At 63.1% G+C, this 25,791-nt stretch carries 25 protein-coding genes; 8 read left to right on the forward strand and 17 right to left on the reverse strand.

From position 1 onward, the window contains the following. The first annotated feature begins 1 nt into the window (after nt 1). Nucleotides 2-1,012 carry a LacI family DNA-binding transcriptional regulator gene (locus tag ACWA1U_RS05465; RefSeq protein ID WP_463724328.1) on the forward strand — a complete coding sequence of 337 codons (1,011 nt, stop codon included), beginning with the start codon at nt 2-4 and terminating at the stop codon, nt 1,010-1,012. Between the two features lie 82 nt (nt 1,013-1,094). Here ACWA1U_RS05465 and ACWA1U_RS05470 read toward each other — a convergent pair whose 3' ends face one another. From ACWA1U_RS05470 to ACWA1U_RS05485, 4 genes are all read right to left on the reverse strand, one after another. Beyond that, nucleotides 1,095-1,898 carry an ABC transporter permease gene (locus ACWA1U_RS05470; protein WP_463724329.1) on the reverse strand — a complete coding sequence of 268 codons (804 nt, stop codon included), beginning with the start codon at nt 1,896-1,898 and terminating at the stop codon, nt 1,095-1,097. Between the two features lie 8 nt (nt 1,899-1,906). Next, nucleotides 1,907-2,818 carry an ABC transporter permease gene (locus ACWA1U_RS05475; protein ID WP_463724330.1) on the reverse strand — a complete coding sequence of 304 codons (912 nt, stop codon included), beginning with the start codon at nt 2,816-2,818 and terminating at the stop codon, nt 1,907-1,909. Between the two features lie 74 nt (nt 2,819-2,892). Next, nucleotides 2,893-4,074 carry an ABC transporter substrate-binding protein gene (locus ACWA1U_RS05480; protein WP_463724331.1) on the reverse strand — a complete coding sequence of 394 codons (1,182 nt, stop codon included), beginning with the start codon at nt 4,072-4,074 and terminating at the stop codon, nt 2,893-2,895. Between the two features lie 53 nt (nt 4,075-4,127). Then, a complete protein-coding gene (locus ACWA1U_RS05485) occupies nt 4,128-5,189 on the reverse strand; it encodes an ABC transporter ATP-binding protein (protein WP_463724332.1) in 1,062 nt (353 codons plus the stop codon). A 118-nt stretch (nt 5,190-5,307) separates the two neighbouring features. On the opposite strand from ACWA1U_RS05485, the gene ACWA1U_RS05490 reads away from it, so the two are divergent. The 3 genes from ACWA1U_RS05490 to ACWA1U_RS05500 all read left to right on the forward strand — a co-directional run bounded on the left by ACWA1U_RS05490 (nt 5,308) and on the right by ACWA1U_RS05500 (nt 7,601). After that, nucleotides 5,308-6,081, forward strand: a complete 774-nt coding sequence (locus tag ACWA1U_RS05490) for a FadR/GntR family transcriptional regulator (RefSeq protein ID WP_463724333.1) — start codon at nt 5,308-5,310, stop codon at nt 6,079-6,081. A gap of 62 nt (nt 6,082-6,143) precedes the next feature. Next, nucleotides 6,144-6,854: a cache domain-containing protein gene (locus ACWA1U_RS05495; protein WP_463724334.1), complete on the forward strand. Its 711-nt coding sequence runs from the start codon at nt 6,144-6,146 to the stop codon at nt 6,852-6,854. 18 nt (nt 6,855-6,872) lie between these two features. Beyond that, nucleotides 6,873-7,601, forward strand: a complete 729-nt coding sequence (locus ACWA1U_RS05500; protein ID WP_463724335.1) for an alanine--tRNA ligase-related protein — start codon at nt 6,873-6,875, stop codon at nt 7,599-7,601. Nucleotides 7,602-7,611: 10 nt separating this feature from the next. Here ACWA1U_RS05500 and ACWA1U_RS05505 read toward each other — a convergent pair whose 3' ends face one another. Genes ACWA1U_RS05505 through ACWA1U_RS05515 form a run of 3 tightly spaced genes read right to left on the reverse strand, consistent with a single transcriptional unit; the run spans nt 7,612 to nt 10,562 of the window. Further along, entirely contained in the window at nt 7,612-8,901 is a 1,290-nt protein-coding gene (locus ACWA1U_RS05505; RefSeq protein ID WP_463724336.1) for an MFS transporter, read from the reverse strand. An 8-nt stretch (nt 8,902-8,909) separates the two neighbouring features. Then, nucleotides 8,910-9,758: a DUF8083 family protein gene (locus ACWA1U_RS05510; protein ID WP_463724337.1), complete on the reverse strand. Its 849-nt coding sequence runs from the start codon at nt 9,756-9,758 to the stop codon at nt 8,910-8,912. A 3-nt stretch (nt 9,759-9,761) separates the two neighbouring features. Beyond that, complete coding sequence (locus tag ACWA1U_RS05515; protein WP_463724338.1) at nt 9,762-10,562, reverse strand: exodeoxyribonuclease III; 801 nt, start codon at nt 10,560-10,562, stop codon at nt 9,762-9,764. A gap of 96 nt (nt 10,563-10,658) precedes the next feature. Here ACWA1U_RS05515 and ACWA1U_RS05520 point away from each other — a divergent pair, with 96 nt between their 5' ends. After that, nucleotides 10,659-12,086 carry a sensor histidine kinase gene (locus tag ACWA1U_RS05520; protein ID WP_463724339.1) on the forward strand — a complete coding sequence of 476 codons (1,428 nt, stop codon included), beginning with the start codon at nt 10,659-10,661 and terminating at the stop codon, nt 12,084-12,086. 10 nt (nt 12,087-12,096) lie between these two features. On the opposite strand, the gene nadE is transcribed toward ACWA1U_RS05520, so the two are convergent. From nadE to ACWA1U_RS05570, 10 genes are all read right to left on the reverse strand, one after another. Further along, entirely contained in the window at nt 12,097-12,924 is an 828-nt protein-coding gene (gene nadE, locus ACWA1U_RS05525; protein ID WP_463724340.1) for an ammonia-dependent NAD(+) synthetase, read from the reverse strand. Nucleotides 12,925-12,966: 42 nt separating this feature from the next. Beyond that, nucleotides 12,967-13,965 (reverse strand): sugar phosphate isomerase/epimerase family protein, encoded by a 999-nt coding sequence (locus tag ACWA1U_RS05530; RefSeq protein WP_463724341.1) that lies wholly within the window; start codon nt 13,963-13,965, stop codon nt 12,967-12,969. A 45-nt stretch (nt 13,966-14,010) separates the two neighbouring features. Next, nucleotides 14,011-15,111: a Gfo/Idh/MocA family protein gene (locus ACWA1U_RS05535; protein ID WP_463724342.1), complete on the reverse strand. Its 1,101-nt coding sequence runs from the start codon at nt 15,109-15,111 to the stop codon at nt 14,011-14,013. Further along, nucleotides 15,108-15,845: a sugar phosphate isomerase/epimerase family protein gene (locus tag ACWA1U_RS05540; protein ID WP_463724343.1), complete on the reverse strand. Its 738-nt coding sequence runs from the start codon at nt 15,843-15,845 to the stop codon at nt 15,108-15,110. Before ACWA1U_RS05540 ends, ACWA1U_RS05535 begins: the two co-directional genes overlap by 4 nt. A gap of 22 nt (nt 15,846-15,867) precedes the next feature. Then, entirely contained in the window at nt 15,868-17,037 is a 1,170-nt protein-coding gene (locus ACWA1U_RS05545) for a Gfo/Idh/MocA family protein (RefSeq protein ID WP_463724344.1), read from the reverse strand. Next, on the reverse strand, nt 17,034-17,906 hold the full coding sequence (locus ACWA1U_RS05550; protein WP_463724345.1) for a sugar phosphate isomerase/epimerase family protein: 873 nt from the start codon (nt 17,904-17,906) through the stop codon (nt 17,034-17,036). Before ACWA1U_RS05550 ends, ACWA1U_RS05545 begins: the two co-directional genes overlap by 4 nt. An 89-nt stretch (nt 17,907-17,995) precedes the next feature. After that, nucleotides 17,996-19,231, reverse strand: coding sequence for a substrate-binding domain-containing protein (locus ACWA1U_RS05555; RefSeq protein ID WP_463724953.1), 1,236 nt, complete (start codon nt 19,229-19,231; stop codon nt 17,996-17,998). Further along, nucleotides 19,231-20,340, reverse strand: a complete 1,110-nt coding sequence (locus ACWA1U_RS05560) for an ABC transporter permease (protein ID WP_463724346.1) — start codon at nt 20,338-20,340, stop codon at nt 19,231-19,233. The genes ACWA1U_RS05555 and ACWA1U_RS05560 overlap by 1 nt, the downstream gene beginning before the upstream one ends. Then, the gene (locus tag ACWA1U_RS05565) at nt 20,337-21,350 is read right to left on the reverse strand and encodes an ABC transporter permease (protein WP_463724347.1); all 1,014 of its coding nucleotides are present in this window, start codon (nt 21,348-21,350) and stop codon (nt 20,337-20,339) included. Before ACWA1U_RS05565 ends, ACWA1U_RS05560 begins: the two co-directional genes overlap by 4 nt. After that, a complete protein-coding gene (locus tag ACWA1U_RS05570; protein WP_463724348.1) occupies nt 21,347-22,852 on the reverse strand; it encodes a sugar ABC transporter ATP-binding protein in 1,506 nt (501 codons plus the stop codon). The genes ACWA1U_RS05565 and ACWA1U_RS05570 overlap by 4 nt, the downstream gene beginning before the upstream one ends. Before the next feature lie 115 nt (nt 22,853-22,967). On the opposite strand from ACWA1U_RS05570, the gene ACWA1U_RS05575 reads away from it, so the two are divergent. From ACWA1U_RS05575 to ACWA1U_RS05585, 3 genes are read left to right on the forward strand one after another with little or no spacing between them, the layout of a single operon-like run. Beyond that, nucleotides 22,968-24,179: an ROK family transcriptional regulator gene (locus tag ACWA1U_RS05575; protein WP_463724349.1), complete on the forward strand. Its 1,212-nt coding sequence runs from the start codon at nt 22,968-22,970 to the stop codon at nt 24,177-24,179. Nucleotides 24,180-24,215: 36 nt separating this feature from the next. After that, nucleotides 24,216-24,779, forward strand: coding sequence for an orotate phosphoribosyltransferase (gene pyrE / locus ACWA1U_RS05580; protein WP_463724350.1), 564 nt, complete (start codon nt 24,216-24,218; stop codon nt 24,777-24,779). A 9-nt stretch (nt 24,780-24,788) separates the two neighbouring features. Then, nucleotides 24,789-25,784: a thioesterase domain-containing protein gene (locus tag ACWA1U_RS05585; protein WP_463724351.1), complete on the forward strand. Its 996-nt coding sequence runs from the start codon at nt 24,789-24,791 to the stop codon at nt 25,782-25,784. Nucleotides 25,785-25,791 lie beyond the last annotated feature (7 nt).

A 25,791-nucleotide genomic window follows, 5' to 3' on the forward strand; every position in this document is an offset into this window, starting at 1 on the left:
CGTGACCGGCATCGAGGACGTTGCGGTAGCCACCGGAGTCTCAACGGCGACGGTATCGCGTGCCCTCCGCGGACTCACCGGAGTTTCGGAGGGTACCCGTGCCCGTGTCCTGAGCGCAGCGCGGGAGCTTGGGTACGTGCCGTCGTCGGCGGCGTCCGGACTCGCTTCCGGGCGCACCATGGCGATGGGCGTGCTGTTGCCGCTCATTGATCGGTGGTACTTTTCCGCAGTCCTTGAGGGAGTCGACCGCCAGCTCCGTGCAGCCGGCTACGACCTGATCGTGTTCAGCCTCGGGGGGACCGGATCCAACCGGGAGCGGGTTTTCCACCGGTCAATCCTGCGGAAGCGGACCGATGCGCTCCTGGTCATGTGTATGGAACTGACCGAGGAAGAGCACCGGTCCCTGCGCGAGCTTGAATCGCCCACCATTGTGGTGGGCGGCGCCGTTCAGGGTGTTCGGCACGTCGGGATCGATGACAGCGCTGCGGTTCGCGACGCCGTCGGGCACTTGATCTCGTTGGGCCACCGGAAGATCGGGCACGTGCGCGGCGAAGGAGCCGACGGACTGTACTTCGAGGTGCCGCGGATTCGTGAGGAGGCATACCTCGCCACCATGACCGCCCATGGCCTGCCCGTCAGGGAAGAGTGGACCATCTTCGGTGACTTCCGGTTCAAGGACGCCAAGGCTGCGGTGATGCGGGTGCTCTCGAACGTCGCTGAACGCCCGACGGCGCTGTTCTGCTCCTCCGACGAGATGGCCTTCGGAGCGCTCAGCGCGGCGGCCGCACTTGGCATCAGGGTGCCGGAGGAGCTGTCCATTATCGGCATCGACGACCACGAGTTCGCCGAACCGATGGGCCTCACCACCATCCGCCAGATGCCCGAGGACCAGGGGGCGTTCGCAGCGGAACTGCTGCTCGGTGAACTCGGTGGGGCCCCACCGTTGCTGTGCCCGCCAACGCAACCGCACCAGCTGATCCGGCGGGCGTCCACGGGGCCGGTGGCTAGCTAGCGCCGTAGGCGAACTCATCCTCGCGCCAGTCATTGATGCTTTCCTTTTGAACTCTGAGTGTGTTGAGGGGTTTGCACAGCACCTATTGGTCGTTCCGCGTAAGTCGCTGTGAGATGTAGACAGGCACGAACGAGAAGACGATGAGGACTGTTGCCGCGACGTTGACGAGGCTGGCCTCGTTAGGCCTTCCCATCTGGTTCATGATCCACAGAGGCAATGTGTCGACTCCGGGTGGTGCTGTGAAGATCGTGACGACGACCTCGTCGAAGCTGAGGGCGAAGGCCAGAAGGGCACCGGCAATGAAGGCCGAGCGGAACTGCGGGAACGTGACAAGGCGAAAGGTCTGCCATATGCCCGCGCCGAGGTCCATTGAAGCCTCCTCAAGGCTCAGATTCATCCGTCGGAGCCGTGCGAGGACATTATTGAACACCATCACGATGCAGAATGTGGCGTGCGCGACGATCATGCCGAAGTAGCCGAGGTTGATCCCGATCGGCTCGAGGATGCTGCCGTAGGTATTGCTGAGCGCTACCCCTGTGACGACGCCGGGCAGGGCGATGGGGAGTACGACCAGCAGATTCACCGTATCCCTGCCGAAGAAGGAGTACCGCTGGAGGGCGAACGAGACAAGTGTTCCCAGGACGGATGCGATGATCGTGGCTCCGGTCGCGGTGATGACCGAGTTGAGAATCGCAGTGTGCAGGGAAGTCTCGGTGAGCGCCAACGCCCACCAGTCGAGTGAGAACCCGGGGATCGGCCATGCAGAAATGCGCGCCGAACTGAAGGAGTTCGCAACGACCAGCAGGAGGGGAATGTATATCAAGGTGAGTACAACGATGACGAACGTGCCAAGTGCTATGCGCGTCGCCCTGGATAACCTGAGCATGTTGCCTCCTATAGCCGTTCGAGCGCGCCCGAACGGCGCACTGAGACAAGGTAGAGGAGCACGAAAACGATCGGGATGACCGAGAATGCTGCCGCTAGTGGTGGGTTGAGATTGATGTTCGAGGCGATGATGGTGCCGATCATCTGTGTGGATCCGCCGACGAACTTGGCCGTGATGTAGTCACCGAGACTCAGCGAGAAGGTGAAGATCGACCCGGCAATGAGCGCGGGCACAATCAGGGGGACCACAACAGACCGCACAGCCATCCCGTTGCCTGCTCCGAGGTCAGAGGCCGCATCGAACAGGTTGTCAGGGATCTGCCTGATCGCGGTATAGACCGGCATCGCCATATAGGGGAACCACAAATAGCAGAGCGTGAGGATAACGACGGGGATGCTGAAGCCAGGCCCCGAGAAGCCGAACGGGTTAGCCAGCCAATTGAAGAGTCCGTCCTCCGTGAAGGTGATGCGCATGGCGAGCACTTTCACGAGGTAACCGGCCCATAGCGGCATGGTTATGGCGATAATCAGGAGCTCACGAACCCTCGGGCTCGCAATCTTCGCCATGAAGATCCCCAGCGGTATTGCAACGGCTGCGCAGATCAGGGTGACAGCCACCGCGATGCCCAAGGTCCGGAAGCTGGTTGCCAGATACGCGGGCGTGCTGAAGATTGCGGCGAAGTTTTCGAGTGTGAACCCCGGCTTGACCTTTGAGGTAAAGGGATCAGTGATCCAAAATGCCGTCACAAGAAGGAAAGCGAGCGAGAAGATGTAGATGCCTACAAGCCACAGCATCGGGGCGGCGAGAAGCCCTGCAATCCGCGCGCTTTGATGACCGTGCAGCCAGGTCTCAAGCGGTCGGGCGGTGCGGTGCTCCCTCTGAATGTCAGTAGCAGCCCTCGGGGTGTCAGTGGTTGTCACCGTCGTGCCTTTCTAATGGGACGGAGGTGGCGGCCGGAGCCGCCACCACCACCTGTTTCAGATTCGATCGCCTATCAGCCCTTGACCGTTTGCCAGGCCGCAGTCCATTCCTGGAAATTCGTGCATTCAACATCTGTGCGACCGTCGACGCACTGCTCGATCGGGGTAGTCCAGAACCAGACCTTGGAGAAGTATTCTTCGTCCAGCGCGTGGAACGAATCGCAGTGCTTCTTTGCTTCGTCGCTCATTTCGCAGAATGCGCCGTTGGCAGGTGCCATACCGAAATTCATGGCAATTTGACCGTTGATTTCGGGTGCACTCGTGTAGTTCATCCACTCGTAGGCACAGTTGGGGTTGGCGGCCTCGGACGCGACCATCCATGTGTCTGACCACCCCGTGGAGCCCTCCTCGGGAAGCACGCTCTTCATGCGCTCGTCCTCCGAGAGTTTGCGCAGCACCTCCCATGAAGTTCCGACTACCGAAGTGCCGCCCGTGAAGGAGGTAATTTGAGCGGTCGGGTCGCTCCAGTACTCACTGACGATGCCATTCTGCGTCTTCAGGAGATTTACGGCCGCGTCGAGCTGCGTCTGGTCGAGTGCGTACGGGTTGGTTATCCCGAGGTCTGGTTGGGTAGCCATCAGGTAAACCGCAGCGTCTGCTATGTAAATGGGTGCGTCATAGCCGATGATCTGCCCCGCGTAAGGGCTGTCCGCTTCCCAGGCGACGTCCCAGCTCGTCGGAGCCTCAGTGACGACTTCGCTGTTGTACTGCAGGATGTTGGCGCCACGGCCGATGGGCACCCCATAACTCTTGCCGTTAATCGTGTCGTAGACCTGCCCCTTCATTCCCTGCACGATGTCGCCGCCGAAGTTGGGGATCAGGTCGAGGTTGATCGGCGCGACGTCGCCACCGGCGATGAGGCGGAGGCTTGCATCACCCGATGCCGAGACGAGGTCATACTCACCTGTGCGCATCAGGGTGACCATCTCGTCGCTTGTGCCTGCGACGCGACGGTTGACGACGCACCCGGTTTCTTCAGTGAACTTGTCGCTCCAGTCGGGTTCGACAAAGCCGCTCCACGCGACGATATTGACTTGGCCTTCACCCTCCCCGAGCTCCTCGAGCATAGGCACGTCGGGCACATCGATACTCAGGCCGCTTTCACCTGTCGGGCTGGAGGTATCTGAGCCGCAACTCGTCATCACGAGCACGGCGGCTGCCGCCATAGCTGCAAACGTTGCATGTGCTGGTTTCATGGTTTTGTCCTTATCGGGGTGGATGGTGGTGAAGCGGTGGGGTTTTCGAGAATTCAGACGACGACGGCGACGTGTTCTTCTTTCCACACGGCGCGGATCGTCGTTCCACGCCCGGGGCCCCGGCTCGTCGAGCCGGCCTCGGAGTTCTGCATCTCCGCGATGAGCCGGATGCCGGCCTCACTGGTGAGGACGAAACGTGTGGTCGGTCCCGTGTAGATGACTTCGTCGATGGTGCCGACGATGCTTTGCTCGCCGGGTGCCACGGGGGCCTCGACGGTCCTCAGCGAGATGCGCTCGGGGCGGATGCTCATTAGGGATGCCGAACCGGTCGCTGCCTCGGCGGGTAAAAGGTTGGAGACGCCGAGGAACCCGGCGACGAACGGTGTCGATGGGAAGTCGTAAACCTCAACCGGCGTGCCGATTTGCTCGATCTTCCCCTCATTGAAGACGGCGATGCGATCGCTCAGGGTGAGTGCCTCTTCCTGGTCGTGAGTGACGAAGATGAAGGTAATGCCGATCTCCCGCTGGATTTGTTTGAGCTCGATCTGCATTTGTTCACGTAGCTGCTTGTCCAGGGCCCCCAGTGGTTCATCGAGAAGCAGGACCCGCGGTTGCAGGATGAGCGCTCGCGCGAGGGCGATGCGCTGCCGTTGGCCACCGGATAGCTGGCTCGGTTTACGATCCGCGAGGTGTCCCAACCGCACCTGGTCAAGGGCAGCGGCAACACGTTCGGCTCGTTCGGTCTTCGATACCCGACGCACCCGCAAACCGTAGGCAACGTTCTCGGCGATGGTCATGTGAGGGAACAGCGCGTAGTCCTGGAAGACCGTGTTGACGTCACGGTCGAACGGCGCCATCTTCGTCACGTCCCGGCCAGCCAGCGAAATGGTGCCGGCAGTGGGTTGCTCGAAGCCGGCGATCATCCGCAACACGGTCGTCTTACCGGAGCCTGACGGACCGAGCATCGAGAAGAACTCCCCGGAGTGGACCTCAAGGTCAAGGCTTTCGACGGCGGTGAAGTCGCCGAAACGCTTGCGCACGCCTCGGAGCGAGACCCCCGTGGACGCCGAGGTGCTTGGTTCTGAGGTGGGGGTTTGGGTGTCGAGGATCGACAATTTGGGGTCTCCTTGTGCAGCCTGTGGAGTGGAATATAGATAACATATAGTTTCATAGGTCATACTTCAAGGGTTTCCAGAAAAATCATTCCGGAAGCTGATGGGTGACAATGGTGAAGTGGACTCAGTGGCAGAAGTGAGCGAGGTGGTGCCACGGGCCTCCCGCCTCCGAAATGCGGTGTTTCAGTCGCTGGGGGAGGAAGCGAAAGCCACTCTCGTCGTACGCCAAATCGGAGCAGCGATAAATCGCGGCGTGCTAGTCGCCGGCGAACGCCTGCCTGCAGAAGCGGAGCTTGCCAAATCTCTGGGGGTTGCTCCTGTCACTGTGCGCGAAGCGCTGGGGCTGCTGCGGGAACGCGGTCTCGTAACGACAAAGCGCGGTCGCGGCGGCGGCAGCTTCGTCACTGAGGGCGCCGATCCCGCGCGTCACGCGTCGAACGTGCTGGTGAATATTTCACGCACATCGCTGCGTGATCTGGGTGCGCACTACCTGGCGTTGACCGCCGGATGCCTGGAGTTGGCTTCGGAGCGTGCCGCACAGAGCGAGGTGAACGTCATCAGTGCCCGTCTCATCGACCCGGCAGGGCTAACGTCATCGCAGTGGCGGCATATTGCGGATGACGTGCTAGTCGAGCTCTGCGCCTTGGGCCAGTCGGTCCGGCTCACGCGTGAGCAAATGCGGGTGCAGGCGGAATTTTCGCCGTTGCTGGGATTACTCGCCACTGAAACCGAGGAGCGCGCACGCCAGCGCCAGAACCTGGTGCAACTCGCTTCGCTCGTGGCCGCAGGCGATGCTGATGCCACACGGTCAGCCTTGCGGGAAGGGGTTACGGCCTCGATCCTCCGCTTGGAGAAAGTGAAGCGGGAGCTATCCGAGATCGATAGCCCGTAACAGCCCGTCGCGCACCGATTTGTGTGTAGCATCACTTACTACCAGTTCAGAGGAGGCTCGTTGTGCGTGTGCCCACCAACGGTGCCCTCGTTGCCGGCAGCCCTTCCGACTTCCTGGATGACTACTTCCGGGCGGTACTGGATGCTCTCGCTTCCGCGAGCGCATCCCTCGGAGGTGCGATCGGCGAGCTTGAAGCTCGTGGTGCCCTTACGGATCGCCACATCGACGAACTGGTGGAGCCGATCGCCAGGTCGCTCTTTGGCTCCACCTCGCCCGCCGCCTATGGAGCAGGATTCGTCGCGTCCCTTGATCTGGTTGGCTCCACACGCGGATACCTGTCCTGGTGGCAAGGCCCAATGCGTTCGCAGCTACGCCTTTCTGCACAGACGCCGAACAAAGAGAACATCGACTACAGTGCCTTCGAATGGTTCCGTGTGCCTTTCGAAACAGGGAAGGGCCACATAGCTGGACCGCACGTGGATTACCTTTGCAGTGACGAATACACGCTTACGGCAAGCCTTCCGGTAACGCACGCGGGCCGGTTCCTTGGCGTGGCGGCCCTCGATCTGCTGGTCGACGACGTCGAGGGTGACCTGATCCCCAACCTCCGACCATTCGGCGATGTAAGCGTTGTTAACTCTTCGCAGCGGGTTCTTGCCTCGACCCGGAAAGAGCTGGCACCCGGTGATTCCGTTCGCTCGTTCGCTGCCGGATGCTCCCGCACCGAGTGTGAGACCGCCGGACTTTACATTCTCGGGGGCGGAGCATCCTGAGTCGCTAGGCTTGGACGCATGGCTACAGAACTTCTTTACCTCGGCGGCTTCGGCGTGATTACCGGTTCGGCGACCGTCATCGCGGTGACAGGGCTCGAGGACGGCCGCACCGACGTCGTACTGGACCGCACCTGCTTCTATCCGCGCGGAGGCGGTCAGGACTGGGACACCGGCGTCATCCGGGCGGGCGATTCGACCTTTGCGGTGGACGAGGTGCGGTTGGATGAGGACGGCGCAGTGCACCACCTGGGCACCGGGACCGTGCTTGACGGTACCGCCGTCGACCTTGAAGTCGACGCCGATCGCAGATCGCGGAACACGCGGCTGCACTCGGCCGGGCACATTGTGGACCTTGCGGTGGAGCGGCTGGGCCTGCCATGGGTTCCGGGCAAGGGAGCGCACTACCCGCACATGGCATTCGTGGAATATTCAGGCGAGGTACCCGCCGACGTCGAGGAAGTGCGGCAGCGCATTGAGCGGGAAGTGGCGGACGTGATCAGCGCGGGCAGCCGGAACGAGATCCGCTTCATGCCGGTCTCCGAGATGGGCGCCTACTGCAGGCACGTGCCCGCGAACATCCCGACCAACAAGCCCGCGCGGATTGTGCTCTACAACGAAACCTTCGGGGTGCCCTGCGGTGGGACGCACGTGCAGGACGTCGCCAACGTCGGGACGCTGACCATCACCAAGATCAAGTCGAAAAAGGGCATCACGAAGGTTTCCTACGCGGTGGAAGGCCTGAACTAGTCAGTTCTGGTCAGTTCCGTCCCTGATTCTGGGGCAGGAAGTCCCGGTCAGAGGCCTCGCGGAACGGTGAAAACGCCAGGATCAGGGCAGCGCACAGCATGACCGCCGCTGATGCCGCCAGGGCAGGCACGCTTCCAAAGGACGTGGCGAGTGCACCCCCTAGCGGCGCCCCGAGCACGATCATTCCCCGGTTCACCGATCGCCTTGTCGCGTTCATCCGGGCCATCAGCGCATCCGGCGTCACGGCCTGCCAATACGCCATTTCGACAGGGCCCTCGGCGCCCATCGCGCACCCGAACAGCAGCTGACCGAAGAACGCGAGCGCGAAAGCCGCCCATAGCTCCGGCGGCCAGGTACTCGCATCCCCGGTTGCCGCTGCACCCCCTGCGACAAGCGGTGCCAAAAGTACGACGACGACGGCGGCCGGTTGCGCGAGCCGCGCGCCGATCACCACCACTCCCGTTCCCCAGCGTTCACCCCAGCGCTGGGAGAGCGTGGTTCCGATGACCGCACCGATACCGGCACCTCCGAGCACCAGGCCGAGGCCGAGCGCGCCGAACTGCAGGTCATTGAGGATCAGAGCCGGAAGCACTGCGCCCAGCATCGACGAGCCGATGAACCACACGTGCGAGCTGAGCGCTACGGGACGCAGCATACGGTGACCGTAGATCCAGCGGATGCCGGCGGCAATGCGGGTTCGCACCGGCGTCGTCGGCTGTTGCAATCGTTCTCCTGGCGCCAGGGTCAGGAGGGTGAGACCGGAAAGCAGGTAGCTGACGGCGTCGAGCAGCAGCGCGAAGGGTGCGGTGAGCAGGGCTACCAGTCCGCCCGCGACAGCACCGCCCGCGGACTGTGCAACGGTTTCGCTCTGCTGGAGCCGAGCGTTTGCCCGCACAAGTTGGGACCGCGGTACGAGTTGCGGCAGGAAGGATTGGTAGGCGGCGTCGCTCATGAGCGCAAGCGTTCCGAAGGCGAACATGAGCGCCATGATCACCGGGAGGGAGGCCACGCCGGTCGCTCCGAGGACGCACAGCGCAGCGAGGATCACCGCCCGGCCGAAATCGCCGGTGACCATAACCATGCGCCGGCGGAAGCGGTCCACCCAGATGCCCGCGAGCAACCCGAACAGCAGGTAGGGGAGCCATCGTGCAGCGTTTACCAACCCCTGGTCCAGGGCGGTGCCGTTCATGGTGACAAGGATGAGGACGGACAACGCGACGGTGGTCAGGTAGGTCCCGAAGTCCGAGATCGACGATGCTGCCCAGAACCGGACAAAGGGGCGGTTCCGGCGCAACTGCACGCTTCAGCCTACGAAGCGCGCGCGAGTTGGCGGATAGGGATCCATCGTGAAGCGAGACGGCGGTAGGCCGCAGCCGCACCTGTCATGTCCGCTTCTGCGAGGCACTCGATTCCAAAGCGCACGTCCATGGGGGATTCATCGGGGAAAACCAGGTCAGCCACGGGTCCGTAGTCGAGTTCCACGATGGCGTCGCGGCGGAAGAGCTCAAGCCACTCGGTCAGTTCAGTCAGGTCCTCCAGCAGGTCCAGCTCGGGGGCCGCGAGCGCAAGGCTGGCAACGGCCCGCCGCGTGCGGTCGATGCAGTCGCTGATGGTGACGGACACGCGCACAGTGTGGACTTCGCCGTCGTCGTCCACTACCTCGGTGAGGTCATCCTCGTGGATAAGTACGAACCAGGCAAAGGGCACGCCCCAGGTTGCTGAGCGCGTGTGCAGTTTCGTGGAGGACTGGGTGAGTGTCTCGGGGTCCAGGCGGGCCTGGTGCGCAACCCGCGCAACCTCGGGAAGGAGCACGTCCATGAGCGGGCCGCGGAGGGTCTGCTCGAGTGACTCGGCAGCGAGCGAAGTGCGCGCAGCCAGCTGGTTGGGGCAATAGAAAGGCGCTGTTGTCCCGTTGGCCCGGGGGAAGTGCAGCACGCGCACCAGGTCCGGTTCGTGGTGGGGGAACGGGTCCGAGACCACGCGGGTGATGCGCCGCAGGGCATCGAGCCGGTCCATTTCCTCGGTGGTGTGCCGCTCGCGGGTGCGCTGTTCGAGGATGGCGAGCTGCTGGGCGTCGCTGAAGGCATCCAGCGGCTCATAGATCCGCAGGTAGGAGACGTAGGGGAAGCTACGCCCCGCGCCCGGTGCGCTCGCCACCGGTCAGTCCAGCTCTACTATGACCGGAGCGTGATCCGATGCGCCCTTGCCCTTGCGTTCCTCGCGGTCGATGGAGGCGCCGGTGACCCGCTCCGCCAGGGCGGGGGAGGCGAGGACAAAGTCGATCCGCATGCCCATCTTCTTCGGGAAGCTGAGCTGCTTGTAATCCCAGTAGGTGTAGACGCCGGGGCCCGGGGTGTGCGGGCGGGCGACGTCGGTGAAACCTGACTCCTCGAAGGCATGGAAGGCTGCGCGTTCAGCCGGGCTGACGTGCGTGTAGCCGTTGCGGATGAAGAGCTCGTTGTCCCAGACGTCTTCCTCCCGCGGCGCGATGTTCCAGTCACCAGTGAGGGCTACTTGAGCTGTGGGGTCCGCTTCAATGAGCCCAGCGGCGTGCTTGCGCAGAATCTCCAGCCACTCGATTTTGTACGGCATGTGCGGGTCGTCCAGTGCACGCCCGTTGGGGACGTACAGGCTCCACACCCGCACCCCGTTGCACAGTGCACTGATTGCCCGGGCCTCCTGCACAGGGTCAGTGTCCTTGCCGAAGACGGGCTGGCCGGGGAAGGTGCGTTCGACGTCGTCGAGCCCGACCCTCGACGCAAGGGCCACGCCATTCCACTGGTTCACGCCGAAATGCGCTACCTCGTAACCGCTTCGCTCGAACAGTTCCCAGGGGAAATTGTCGTCCTTGCACTTGGTTTCCTGAATGGCGAGGACATCGGCGTCGGAGCGCTCGAGCCAGGCCTCGACGCGGTCGGCACGGGCGCGGAGGGAGTTGACGTTCCAGGTGGCAATCTTCACACACGCTACGTTACCGAAGATGCCCGAGATTCCCCGATGCTGCCCTACTGCATCCCGCCGGGCGCATTCTCATCTGCCGCGGATACCCTTGCGCATATGCCGCGCAGCACCGTTCACCCCAGGGCCTGGACCTCCAGCATCCGGTTCCGCATCATCGCAGTAGTCGGGACCCTGCTGGTGCTCTCATCGATGGGTTCAGTGCTGTTGCTTCGCGTGGTCCTTTTTGAGCAACTCGAGGAGGAGAACCGGGTCAGCCTGGAACGGGAAGCCGATGAGTTCCAGCTGTTGGCGCAGGGACTGGACCCACGGACCGGTGAACCCTTCGGCGATGACCTCCGCGCCATTTTTGACGTCTACTTCTCGCGGGAAATCGCGGATGAGGGTGAAACGCTGCTGGCCTTCATCGACGGCGAACTGTACGAGTCCAGCCGGGCCTCCGCCGTACCGGACCCCGAGGACTTCCTTCCCGCCGTCGACTACTGGCTTTCCCTGACCGAAGTCACCGGCGGGAAGATCGATACGCCGGCTGGCGACGCGCAGTACGTCACCGTGCCGCTGGTGGGTGAGCCGAGCAACGGCACCATGATCATCGCGAACTTCCCGGCGTTTGAGCAGAGCGAGATCGACAACGCCGTCCAGACCCAGTTGGTGGTGCAGCTCGGTACCGCGATTGTCGCCACCCTGCTTGGTATGGCGCTCGCCGGCCGCATCCTCCGGCCGCTGCGTTCCCTCGCCGAGACCGCGTTGAGCATTTCCGAGACGGACCTGACGAAACGGATAGACATCCGAGGCCGCGACGAGGCTTCGAGGATTGCCACGGCTTTCAACGACATGCTCGAGCGGTTGGATCAGGCGTTCACCACCCAACGCCAGTTCCTCGACGACACCAGCCACGAACTGCGCTCGCCGCTGACGATCATCCGCGGGCATATCGAACTGCTGGAGCTTGACGAAACTCCTGAGGAGCGAGCCGCGACCATCGCGCTGGTCACTGACGAGATCGACCGCATGAACCAGATCGTCACCGACCTGTTCCTCCTGGCGAAGGCTGAGCAGCCGGACTTCCTGCACCTCGAGAGCATCAACCTACGCGACCTGGTGCTGAGCGTCCACCGGAGGATGACAGCCCTGGGCAAGCGCGACTGGCAGGTGTTGGTGCCGCCGTCGGTCCGGTTCACCGGCGACAGGCACCGGCTGACGCAGGCGATGCTGCAGCTCGCCGACAACGCGGTCAAACACACGGCCGACGACGGCGCCATCCAGCTGGGTGCCGAAGTCACCGACGGCGAGGTGCGGCTGTGGCTCGCGGACAGCGGGCCCGGCATTGCCGCCGTCGACGCCGACCACATCTTCACGCGCTTCCGTAAGGGGACAGTTGCACGCCTGGGAGACCGTGCACAGCGCGGCGGCGCCGGGCTTGGCTTGTCGATTGTGAGCGCGATCGCCGAGGCGCACAACGGGTCGGCGGCGCTGGTGGAGAAGGCCGGCTGGGGAGCGTGCTTCAGGATCACCCTGCCCCGCTGAGTGGGTCTGGCTAGTTTGCGCGCCACCAGTCATCGTGGATGGTCACCGGGACGGTGCGCTTGTGGCGGGTCATCAGGAAGCGGCGTTCGATGGCGTGTGCAGCCTCCTCAGTCACCTCGCGTCCCTCGAGATAATCGTCAATCTGCTCGTAGCTGAGGCCGAGTTCGTGCTCGTCGGCCTGCCCCGGGCTCCCGTCCAGCAGATCCGCCGTCGGCACCTTGTTGTAGAGGCGTTCTTCCGCCCCAAGTTCCTTGAGGAGCTGACGGTTCTGGCGCTTGTTGAGGCCGAACAGCGGCAGGATGTCCGCGCCGCCGTCACCATATTTGGTGAAGAATCCGGTGACGGATTCGGCGCCGTGGTCAGTGCCTATCACCAGGAGGTTCTGCTCACCTGCAATGGCGTACTGCGCCACCATGCGGGCGCGTGCCTTCACGTTGCCTTTGTTGAAGTCCGACATTTCGACGCCGGCTGCGCTCGCGAATTCACCCTGGAAACCGTCGACGGCGGGAGCGACGTTGTAGGTCACTGAACGGTCCGGAGCGATGAAGGTCAGGGCGGCCTGGGCGTCATCCTCGTCGTGCTGAGCTTTATAGGGGAGGCGGACGGCGACGAACTGCGCCTCAACGCCGTCCTGCTTCAATTCGTCCGCAGCCAGCTGGGCGAGTTTGCCGGTAAGTGTGGAGTCGAGGCCGCCGCTGATGCCCAAAACAAAGCCCTTTGTTCCGGTCGCCTGGACGTAGTCCTTCAGAAAGGTAATCCGCTGCCGGATCTCCTCGGCGGGGTCGATTGAGGGCTTCACACCCAGTTCTTCGATGATCTTCACCTGAAGTTCGCGCATTCCCTCAGGCTACTACGCGTATGTTTCAGTCGTATGGCAGGGTTACTGCTTGAAGGCGGCATCGAAGGACGACGACGGCGGCGCCAGGTCGAATTTGCGCAGGAATTCCAGCGCCTCGGGCGCGCCCTGCAGCCGGTCCATTCCGGCATCTTCCCACTCGACCGAGATTGGGCCGTCGTAGCCGATCGCGGCGAGAGCCCTGAAGCTGTCCTCCCACGGAACATCACCACGACCGGTGGATACAAAGTCCCAGCCCCTCCGCGGATCGCCCCACGCGAGGTGGGAGGAGAGAATTCCGTTGCGCCCGCCACCCATCCGCATTTTCGTGTCCTTGCAGTCCACGTGATAAATGCGGTCTGGGAAATCAGAGATGAATGCCACCGGATCTATCTGCTGCCACATGAAGTGGCTCGGATCCCAGTTCAACCCGAATGCGGGACGGTTTCCGACGGCATCGAGGGCACGCTTCGTCGACCAGTAGTCGTAGGCGATTTCCGATGGATGCACTTCATGGGCGAAACGGACACCGCACTCATCGAATACATCGAGAATGGGATTCCAGCGGTCCGCGAAGTCCTGGAATCCGGCGTCGATCACGTCCTGGCCGACCGGCGGGAACATCGCGACGTACTGCCAGATCGAGGAGCCGGTGAAGCCCACAACCGTCTTCACTCCGAGCTTTTTCGCGAGCCGAGCCGTAAGTTTCATCTCCTCGGCGGCACGCTGACGGACACCTTCGGGATCACCGTCACCCCACACCTTCGGCCCGACAATCTGTTGATGGCGGAAATCGATCGGGTTGTCGCAGACAGCCTGGCCCTTGAGGTGATTGGAAATCGCCCACACTTTCAGCCCGTTGCGTTCCAGGATGTCCAGCCGGTCCTGGATGTAGTCGTCGTCGTCCCAACGCCACGCGTCGAGATGGTCGCCGGAGACAGCGATTTCCAGTCCGTCGTAGCCCCATTGGCCGGCGAGCTCGGCGACCTTCTCGAACGGTAGGTCGGCCCACTGGCCGGTGAAGAGCGTGAAGTTGCGTCCCACGGGTGTCTCCTTCTGTGACGAAAAGTTTGGGTTCGGGAATGGTGGCTAGAGCGTGACGGCGGTGGGGTCCCAGTCCTCCGGCAATGGCGCCGAAGCTGTCGCGGAACTTGCGACGTCAATAAACTTCCCTGTCTTTGCAGAGTCCGCAATTGAGGCCATCGTGTCCAGTGCATGGAACGCGAGCTCGCCGGGAGCACGGTGTGCAACCCCAGCCCGGATTGCCCTGGCGAGCTCCAGCACACCGGACCCGCGGCCGAAGGTGGAACCAACAGCAGGGAACACCTCCCACTCTTCACCGCCATGGCGGTGAAGGCGGACCTCGCCGTCGAACTTGTTGGGGTCAGGAAAGGAGATGGTTGCTTCGGAGCCCGTGATTTCGACGAAACCATGCCGGGGGAGCGGTGAATCAAAACTGAAGTTGCTGGTTGAGGAAGCCCCATTCTCGAACTGCAGCAGGGCACTCACATGCGTCGGAACGGTGACCGGGAACTCCTCGCCAGCCTTCGGGCCGGAACCGATGATCCGGGTCTCGCGGGATCGCGACCCGACAGCCGCAACCGATCCGATCCCGCCGAATGCCTGGATGAGGGTGGTCAGGTAATACGGACCCATATCGAACAACGGACCCGCACCCTCCTGAAACAGGAACGCCGGGTTAGGGTGCCAGCCCTCAGGCCCGGGTGACTGCATGAGGGTCAACGCGGTCAGGGGCACACCAATGTCACCCCTGCCGATCATGCGCAGACCTGTCTGCAACCCTGCCCCGAGGAAGGTATCAGGGGCGCACCCGAGCCGGACACCGGCGTCGGACGCGGCTTCCAAAAGGGCACGGCCCGATTCACGGTCCAGCGAGAACGGTTTCTCGCTCCAGACGTGCTTCCCTGCCGCTACGGCGTCAAGCCCGACGGGGACATGCGCTGCGGGAGTGGTCAGATTGATGATGATTTCGACGTCGGGGTGGGCGAGTGCGTCTGCGACGTTGCCGGAGGAAGGAATGCCGAACTCCTCGGCGCGTGTCCGCGCCGCTTCGGGCACCAGGTCCGCAACGATGTGCACGCGCACATCGGGGAACATGGTCAGGTTGCGAAGGTACTCCTGGCTGATGACGCCCGCGCCGATTACACCTACCCCTACTGGACCCTTCACAGCGAAAGCTCGTCCTGGAGGTACCGGAGGCTGCCCTCGAGCGCTTCGAAGACGTCTCCGGAGGTGTCATCGAGCTCGACGACGCCAACTGCGACAGAGCCGGCTGCTCGAATCACCGCGGGGATGTCCATCCGCCCCGCACCCACGGCGACCTGCGATTCATTGTCCCGGTCTACAGCACCGTCCTTGATATGAATCAGGTGGACGCGGTTGCCGAGCTTCCCCAGCAGTTCAGCGGGATCCTGTCCGCCTACCGCCACCCAGTAGGTGTCGACTTCCAGCACGACGGCCGGGTCGAGGTTCTCTGCGAGTACCTCCAGCCCGGTGCGGCCGTCAAAGTTGGCCTCGATCTCCCACCAGTGGTTGTGATACCCAACCGTGATTCCGCGGGCAGCACCGTGCCGGGCAGCCTCATTGAGGGCAGCGGCCGTTTGGACGATAGCCTCCTCACTGGTCCATCGGGCAGCCTCGACGGACGGATCGATGACCGTTCCGATACCTAGCCTCGTCGCGGCGTCGAAGATGCGGTCCCGGTCCCCCTTGAGGAGCGGAGCGTGACCGGACGGAGCACTGACGGCGTTGCGCCCGAGCGCGGTTGCCAGCTGCTCGGTGTTCTCCGCGAAGTTGTAGGGCTCCACGCTGGTATACCCGATGGCCGCCAGACGGTCTATTGTCCCGTCGAGATCGGCTTCCAGGGCTTCGCGGACGGTGTAGAGCTGAACGGAGAGTTTCACGGGTCTCTTTCGGTTGGTTGTTTCAGAGTACGACGGCGGCACTGGCCTGAGCGGAGCTTGTCTGGATTGCCTCGAGTACCTTCTGCACTTTCAACCCGTCCTCGAAGGACGGCGACGGCGGGGTGTTGGTCTGAATGGCCGAGAGGAATTCAGCGGCCTGGTTGGTGAACGTGGAATCCCAGCCGAGGATGTGTCCGGCAGGCCACCATGCCTCGAGATAAGGGTGGCTCGGTTCGGTGACCACGATGGTGCGGAAACCCTGTGAACCAGCGTCTTCGGTGCCGTCAAGGAACTGGAGCTCGTTGAGCCGTTCAAGGTTGAACGCTAGGCTGCCCCTGGACCCATACACCTCGATGTCGAGCGAGTTCTTACGGCCCGTCGCGAAACGCGAGACTTCGAGGCTGGCGATCGCGCCGGTCGAGAGGCGCAGCGTTGCCCAGGCGGCGTCGTCGACCGTTACGTCTTCCGGCCCTTTAGGGCCCAGCCGGGTCTTGACGAAAGTGTTCACCGTGCCGGTCAGCGACTCGATCTCAGCGCCGCACAGGAACCGGATCTGGTCAGCGGCGTGCGAGGCGAGGTCCCCCAAAGCGCCCGAGCCCGCGGTTTCCTGGCGAAGCCGCCAGGTCATCGGGGCGTCCTTGTCAGCCAACCAATCCTGCAGGTAACTCACCCGCACCTGCCGGATGTCGCCGATTCGCCCCTCGGCAATCAGCTTCCTCGCAAGGGCGAGCGCGGGAACTCTTCGGTAGTTGAACGCAACCATGGACTGAACTCCGCGTGCCCGTGCACGCTGTGCCGCCGAAACCATCTGCTCGGCTTCGGCGAGTGAGTTGGCCAGCGGCTTCTCGACGATGACGTGCTTTCCGGCGTCGAGTGCTGCTATGGCAATCTCGGCGTGCAGGTGCCCCGGGGTGCAGATGTCGACAATGTGGATGTCGTCGCGTTCGATGACCTGCCGCCAGTCGGTGAGGCTTTCTTCCCAGCCGTACTGGCGCGCGGCCTCGCCCACCTGCGTGGCGTCACGGCCTACCAGGACCTTCTGCGCGACCTGGGGGGAGGGGTAGAAGGCGTTGACGTTGCGCCACGCGTTCGAGTGGGCCTTGCCCATGAACGAATACCCGAGCACCGCTACGCCGAGCGGAGTGGCCGTGCGGTCTTCCGTGGAAGCTGGGGCGGGCGCCGTTGTGGTCATGGCTGCATCTCCTTGGTGGTGCTGTCCTGCATGATGCGGAGGAATGCCAGGCCGTCCTCAGCTAGTTTGTCCTGTGTCTCCGCCAGCGGACGCCAGATCGACGCCGCCGTGGCGATGGTGGCGTTGAGTGCGGTGAAGCTCTCGATGTTCAGGGCACCCGAGTACCCGATCCGGTCCAGTGCGTCGAAGATTCCGTCCCAGTCGGTCTGGTCTCCGCCCGGCGTCCCGCGATCGTTGCCGCAGACCTGCAGGTGGACCAGATGTTCACCGGCGGATTCGATGGCTTCCGCTGAGGAACGCTCCTCGATGCCGAGGTGATAGGTGTCCAGCGCGAGCCCGACGCCGTTCCCGAGCAGGGGCTCGAGCGCGACGAGTGCCTGCGCTGCCGTGTTGATGAGTGAAGTTTCGTACCGGTTGAGCGGTTCGATGCCGAGTACGACGCCGGCGCCCACTGCTTCCGCAGCCAGCGGTGCCAGATTGCGGCGCAGCTCAGCGTACGTTTCCTGCCGCTCGGCGTCGTTCATCCGCCAGACCCGGCCTGTGGAGGAGTAGAACGGACCGCACACGGCTGGGGCGCCGACGTCGTGCGCCAGCTGGATGCAGGCGCTGAGGTAGCGCTGCGTCTCGGCGATCGCTGCGGGGTCCGCGAGGACCAGGTCGCGGCCGGGAGCCATTGCCCCAACAATGTATGGCTTGAGGCCGGAGAGGTTATCCAGCACTGCCCGCGCGGACAAGTCGCCGATGTTCTCAAGTGGCAACTCCACAGCATCGAAGCCTTGCTCGGCGATGCGCGGAAGGAGATGGGTAAGGGTTGCGTCCGTCAGGGGCGATTCCCAGACCCAGGTGTTGACGCCGATCACGCGCTGCATTGTTCTCTCTTCTGACACTTTTTGTCGCCTAGTTGCGCTCTGAACGCTGTCCAGGCGGCAACTAGGCGACAAAAACTCGAAAGTGGGGGTTACGGGATGATGCGTTCCTGCCAGACCTCGGGGTAACCCGCAAGCTCCTCGCCGCCGAACTTGGCGTAGTGGCCATCAGGCATGCCCTCGTTGTCGGCCAGGAAGTCTGCTCGCTCGTCCTCGGTGATTGGCGTCTGCGGGAGGACCCACTCTGCAGGGATTTCCTCGCCGGCGAAGATCTTCTCAAGCGCCAGCAGCGGGGTGCGCCACTGGAAGTTCGAGTAGACAGGTGCCAGGCCGTTCAGGCCGGTTTCCTCCCACTTGCGCAGGAAGCTCATCTCGTCCTCGCCGGTCATGACCGGGTAATCGACGCCAGCGTCCTCGAACGCCTCGATGGCGGCAACTGCGCCGTCGCCCGCGTCCATCCAGATGCCGTGGACGTCACCGGTTGCGAGCTCATCGGAAATGATCTTCTTAATTTCTGTGGGATCGGCGCCGGTGAAGTAATCCACTGCTTCGATGCCGTTTTCTTCGAAGATCTTCTCGGCAGCAGCCCAGCGCTGCTCAAGGACGTCAACGCCGGGGAGGATCCTCAGCGCAACAACTTTGTTGCCTTCCTCGAGATTTTCGCTGAGGAAGGTGGCGGTGTCGATACCCCAGGCGAAGCCGCCGATGGGGTGGATGAACGTGGTTGCGCAGTCGGTCTCGACGCCGCGGTCGAAGACCACTACGGGCTTGCCGGTCTCGCAGGCACGCTCAACGGCGGGCGTCATGGCCGCCGTTGAGTTCGGCGAGATGACGAATGCGTCGCAGTTGCCTTCAGCGATGAAGTAGTCGATGTCGGCGATCTGCGTATTGTCGTCGTCCTGTGCGTCGCGGGTCTCCATCTCGGAGATCACCCCGGACTCCTGCAGCGCCTTGAGCTGCTCATTCATGGTGATCCAGCCGGTCTGGCGCCACGGGTTGGAGATGGAAGCATTCGCGAAGCACACCTTCTGCGGGCCGTCGACGGCGAGCTCGGAGGTGTCGGTCATTTCGCCGTCAATGTACTGCAGCCAGGGCGTTGCTTCGTCGCCTTCGAAGGTGGCCGAACGCTGTTCGAACTGCTCGTCGTACACTTCCTGCACGAACCACTCGTCGCTGCTTTCCTCCGCCGGGCTGGCTGTGGTTTCTTCTCCTCCACCGGCGTCGGCGGAGGGTGGGTTCTCGATGGACGAATCGGTGGTGCAGGCGGTCAGTGCAAGCAGCGTTGCTGCTGCGAGCACGGTGACCTGTGATGAGATGCGTCGGCGCATCATTTTCCTCCCTCATAGGAGCCCACGGCGGGCTTTGGTGCATCTGTTGTAGCTATTGGATGGGACGGTTCATGAGTGGTACTGCTCCGGCCGCGCCGTCGGCGTTGCCAGGTCTGTGCTCCCGCTGCAACGGCGAGAATGATGATGATGCCCTGCACGGTGTCCCGCCAGGTGGACTGGACGCCCATAAAGTTCAGGAGCGTGAAGAGCATTTCGAGGGCGAAGGCCCCTGCGGCAGCCGATAGCACCCAGCCGCGTCCGCCGCCCAGGACAACCCCGCCAAGCACGACGGCGGTGATCGCCGTGAACTCATAGCCCCGCCCCACGGAGGGGTGTACGCCCGCGTAACCGACCAGGATGATTCCGGCGACGGTGGCTGCCAGCGAGGACAGCATGAACGCGCGGGTCCGGATCCACCACACCCGTGCTCCGGTGAGGGCGGCGGCGTCTGCGTTGTCGCCTACTGCGATCAGTGTCCGTCCGTATGGCCGGCGCATGAGCCAGAACGCTCCGGCACCGAGGACCACCAGAATGATCACGGGGTAGGGGAGTATCTCCAGGATGGGAATGTCTTCGATTCCCCCGCGCCCGATCTGCCGGAAACTGTCCGCTGGGTTGCCCGTTGCTGCGCCGCCGGTCCAATAGAGCACCATGCCGAGCAACGCCAGCATCATGCCGAGGGTGACGATGAAGCTCGGCACCTTCAGCAGGGTGGTCAGCAGGCCGTTCACCAGGCCCACGAAAGCCCCGAACACCAGCATCAGGAGAAGTACGGGAATGACCAGGGCGTCGTCGTCGCCGATGAGGTTTCCGGCGATGATTACCTGCGCGGTCACCAGGGACCCCATCGAGAGATCGAATTCACCGCAGACAATGACGAAGTACTGGCCCATTGCCGCGATGGCGATCGGAGCCGTACGGCCAATGAACCGGATCAGTGATCCTGGTTCGCCGAAGTTCGGGTTCACCGCGATGACCGCGATCAGCAGCACTACCAGTAGAACGAATACGGCGCCGCTCGGGGTGCGCATGGCTCGGAGCAGGCGTTCGCCCCGGCCGGACCGGTTTTGCTCGAGGGCTTTATTACGGGACGCGGTAGTGGTGCTCATGCTGCAACCTCCTGCCGGGCGTTGCCCTTTGCCCGTGAGCGCGGCGTTGACGGGAATCTGTCGACGCGGCTGGTGGTCTTGCGCCTTGCGTAGATGGCCACCGCCACCACAATCACAATTCCGCGCACAACGTCCTTCAGGAACGGGTTGATCTGCATGACACTCATGATGTTGTCGATCATGGCGAAGATCAGGACTCCGCCCAGGGTGCCGATAAGTGAGCCTTTGCCGCCCGCAAGCAGTGTTCCACCGAGGACGACGGCGGCAATGGACAGGAGGTCATACCCACCCTGTGAGCCGATCGTGGGACTGCCGACGCCAAGGCGTGCGGCCAGCAGCAACCCGGCGAGGCCGGCCATGACTGAACAGATCACGTGGGCCGCGATGATCGGCGTGCGGGTCTTGATTCCCGACATGCGCGCCACCGTTATATCTCCGCCCACTGCGTAGATGTGGTGGCCCAGGCGGGTCCGGGTGAGCACCAGCAGGACGAGGGCGGCGCAGGCCAGCATGATGAGCGTGGAGACGGGGACGGGCCCGATGCCGGTTGCCCCGATCAGCCGGAACTCGACAGGAGCTTGCCCGGAACTGCCCTTGTAGTTGGTGGCCAGGTACCCGCTGACAATCAGTCCGACACCGAGCGTGGCGATGAAGCCGTGCACTTTCAGCCCGGAGACCACTAGGCCATTGACCAATCCGATCGCCGCCGAAACCAGCAGTGCCAGTAGGACGCCGGGAAGGATGTTGCCTGCCTGATTGGCCATGATTCCTGCAGCCAGGAGACTCGAGAGGCTTACCACGTAGGGAACCGAAAGGTCGAGGCTGCCGACCAGGATCACCAGTGTCTGCCCGATGGCGATGAAACCGAGCACGCTGGTGCCGGTGAGGATGGCCGAGATGTTGCCGGTGCTGAAGAAGTTGCGTCCGGCTGCGCCCACGAGAATGGCGCCGACAATGATGGTCAGCACCACCACTGCGTACACAACGTGCGTTGATGTCAGGCGTTTCACGAGATTGCCTCCGTCCGCGCGCCGGTTGCCAGTTGCAGGACCTGCTCTTCGGTGCTGCTGGGGGAGAGCTCACCCGCGATCCGGCCGTCGCGCATCACGATCACGCGGTCCGACATGCCAAGTACCTCCGGAAGCTCGCTCGAAACCATGAGGATTGCCTTTCCTTCTGCTGCAAGTGAGCGCATCAGGTTGTAAACGGCAACCTTTGCGCCGACGTCGATGCCCCTCGTTGGTTCATCGAGCAGCACTACCTGAGGGTCGATCGCCAGCCATTTCGCAAGCACAACCTTCTGCTGATTGCCCCCGGAGAGGTATTGCACTTCCTGGTCGAGATCGCGGGCGATCACCTCGAGGGAGGAGAACACGCCCGGCACGTTTGCCCTCGCGTTGGCGGTTTTCCCTGGAAAGACCGAGCGGATGACGCCCAAGGCGTTGTCGAGGATGGACTGGTTGAGGCTGAGGCCCTGTGTCTTGCGATCTTCGGTGATGAGGGCAATACGACGGCGGATGGCTTGCCTCGGGCTTCGGGCCGCGTAGGCCTGCCCCGCCAGTTCCATGCTGCCGCGGGTGAAGGGCTGCGCGCCGAAAACTGCCTCAACAAGCTCGGTGCGCCCCGAGCCCTGAAGCCCGGCCAGACCGACTATCTCGCCTGCGTGAAGCGTCAGCTCGATGGAATCGAGCTCGTGGTTGCCGCCGCCGCCGATTGTCAGGAGCGCCTCGCCTTGCTCCGTGCCGGGGAGTTTGTCCGGGAAGAAGGCCGAGATTGGACGGCCAACCATCATGCGCACCAGAGCGGCGTCATCCATGCCCGACGCCGGTTGGGTGCCGACAATTTCGCCGTCCTTGAGGACGGTGATGGTGTCGCACAGGTCAAAGATCTCCTTGAGCCGGTGGGATACGTACAGGATTGCGGTACCGCGGTCCTTCAGGCGACGGATGATCCCGTACAGCAGTTCGACCTCGGGCCCGGCGAGGGCGGCCGTTGGCTCATCCATGGAGATGATCCGGGCGTCATAGCTGACGGCTTTTGCGATTTCCACGATCTGCTGCTGGGCAACTGAAAGCGAGCGGACTTCAGTGGAGGGGTCAATGCTCGTGATCCCGAGCTGCGCCAGTAGGTCCGAGGTGTTGGACTGCATGGCTTTTCGGTCAACGAGGAGGCCTTTTCTGGGCTCGCGGCCAAGGTAGATGTTCTCTGCGACCGTGCGGTCAGGGAGGAGGTTGAACTCCTGGAAGACGGTGGACAGACCGGCTTCATGGGCTTGGGTGGGGTGGTGGAAGTTCACTTCCTTGCCAGCTATTTCAACTGTTCCGGCGTCCCGCTGGTACACCCCGGCGAGCAGCTTCATCAGCGTCGACTTACCTGCGCCGTTCTCGCCCACGAGGCCGTGGACCTCTCCGGCGCGCAGTTCGAGTTCTGCATCCTTCAGTACCTGCACCCCGAAGAAGGCTTTGGAAAGGCCCCGTACTCTCAGTGCTGGCTTGTTGACTTCATCATCCACGCCTTCACTGTGACACAGATCCCATACTTTTGTCGAGCAACGCACAAAAGTCTTTTGTGCGATATCTAATAGTTACCTGATGACGAGTGGAAGTACCGCGTGATTTACTGAAAGGGTGGGCAGATCAACCGTGGAACCATCGACGCAGCGCGCTTCAGCACTTCCCGCTCCGGGAGCCAGTGAAGTCTTTCAGCTGCTCCGGGACGGTCAGCCGCGCACACGCGCCGAACTCGCAATCCTGACCGGGCTGGCCCGTTCGACGGTGACGTCGCGGGTGGACTTCCTGATGCGGACCGGACTTGTGGCGCCCTACGGTGGGGCCGTATCCACTGGCGGGAGGCCGCCGTCGTTATTTGCTCTGAATCCCGGCGCGCGGGTGGTTGTCGGTGCGGACATTGGTGCCACGCACGCCATCGTGGTGCTGACGGACCTTTCAGGTAAAGAAATCGTGAGCGAGCGCGCTGAGATCACCATCTCCGACGGACCTGAGGAAGTGCTCGGTTGGCTGAGGAAGGCCATTCGCACGCTCCTCCATCGGGGCGGGCGCGGGTTCGAAGAACTGGCGGCCATCGGGATTGGGCTCCCTGGTCCGGTTGAACACCAGACTGGAATGCCCATCAACCCGCCGATCATGCCCGGCTGGGACCGGTTCGACGTGCCGCATTTCGTCCAGCGGAGCTTCGACGTCCCTGTCCTGGTGGACAACGACGTAAACATCATGGCGCTGGGCGAGCAGACTGGAAGCTGGCCTGAAGAAGCAGACCTCATGTTCATCAAGGTCGCTACGGGTATCGGAGCCGGCATCATCTCCGGCGGGCAGCTTCAGCGGGGAGCGCAGGGAACGGCGGGAGACCTCGGTCATGTGCGCGTTCCCCGGGGTGGAGAAAGGCTTTGCCGCTGTGGCAACACTGGATGCCTTGAGGCGCTCGCCGGAGGCCCGGCACTGGCTGCCGCTTTGAACGAGCTCACCGGCGGCTCGCTCGTAACCAGCCGGGACGTCATCGACCTGGTGCGCTCCGGTGATCCCACCGCTATTGGAGTGATACGGCAGGCGGGAAGGGACATCGGCGATGTCCTGGCGACCTGCGTCAACCTCATCAACCCGTCTGTCGTGGTGATCGGCGGCTCCCTTGCCCAGGCGGGTGAACACCTGCTTGCCGGTATCCGTGAGGTGGTTTACCGCCGGTCGCTGCCGCTGGCAACCGAGCACCTGAGGATCGTGCCGTCCGTTGCCGGTGGGAATGCCGGCGTGATGGGCGCTGCGTCAATGGCCATCTCCCACGTCCTGTCGCCGGAAGCAATCGAGGCTGCGAGCGCCGCCGGCTAGTAAGCCTTCCGAGCGCCGCCCACTAAACTGGTTCGCATGACCGACATTGCCGCTGCCCGCTCCCGTCTCCGAGAACTCATCCAGGAACTGGCGGTGGTCCGGGGAAGGGTGACCCTCTCCAGCGGCAAGGAAGCGGATTACTACATCGATCTCCGCCGTATCACCCTGCACCACGAAGCTTCAGCGCTGGTGGGCCAGGTGATGCTTGCAATGCTCGACGACGCCGGCATAACCTTCCAGAGCGCGGGCGGCCTGACAATGGGAGCGGACCCGGTGGGCACCGCCGTCATGCACGCTGCGGCACGGGACAACAGGAACATTGACGCGTTCGTTGTCCGCAAAGCGCAGAAAACCTACGGCATGGGCCGCCAGGTGGAGGGCCCTGAGGTGACCGGACGCGACGTCGTCGTACTGGAAGACACTTCCACGACCGGCGGCTCGGCGCTGACGGCCGTAGAGGGCGTGCGCAACGCCGGCGGAAACGTCGTGGCCGTGGCTGTCATCGTGGACCGGGACACCGGATCGAAGGAACGTATTGAGGCTGAAGCTGGAGTGCCGTACCTGTTTGCCTTCAGCAAGGACGAGCTCGGCCTGGATTAACGACCAACGATGACCGATGAACCCGAGCGGTTACTCGAGTACGCGCATGCGCTCAAGGGCATGTCGCGCCGTCGGTTCATCACCGGATCCGCGTTCAGCCTCGCGCTTGCGACTGACCTTTTCGTCACCCGGCAGATTCAGGAAGCCCGCGAGGAGCACCAGATCATCCCGGTCGCGGATGAGTTCGCTGACCGGGCTTTCCCCAACGCCCGCTGGATCCTCTTCCCTGGCTACAAGACCAGCTGGGAAGAAGGCGTGTGGATCATGAACTCGCTTCGGCCGGTGCTGGGCCGGCGCGGGCGCCTCGCGGTCATGGGTTACTCGAACCGCGGCCTGGATGTCGCGACCATCGTTGCCCAGTTGCGCCGCTACGTGCGCACCCAGCAGATCGACACCTTGTATTTCTACGGGCACAGCTTCGGCGGAATGGTGGCCGTGGAAGTGGCTTCCCGCCTGCGCGAGGTGGACGTCGACGTCCGGTTCATCCTTCTGGATTCAAGCCCCCACGACCGCTTCGACGTCGTGGACCAGGCAATGTTCGACGGCGTCGTCTACCTTTACGAGGCCGGTTACCGGGTGCCGTCCGTGCTGCGGGGAACGTACGAGCTCGCGGAGCGGGTCGTGAACAAGGACGAGCGAACCTGGTCCCAGATCCTTGACCAGACACTCTCGCAACTGTCGCCGCTCGCACCGTCCAGCGTACTCATCCAGTCGCAGGCGTCCTACATCTTCCACTTCAACGTAGCCCGGTTCAACCTCGGCGACACCGAAATGGCGTTCATCGGGAACCCCAATGACGGCACCGTGAATTACGCCCTTGCCCGTCCCGGTTGGGCTTCTGCGTTTCCTGACAATGTGGTGTCCGCCGATCTGGTCACCGAGGGGGCCTTGCCTGCGCACGCCAGTCCGCAGTGGAACCCGTTGATCTACCAGGATGTTGTCCGGACTGTGCAGGAGGAATTCCTTCCCAGACCGATCGGCGGAGCGATCAAGAGCATGATGTGAAGCCGGG

Source organism: Arthrobacter sp. TRD_SC_6 (genome assembly GCF_055361185.1).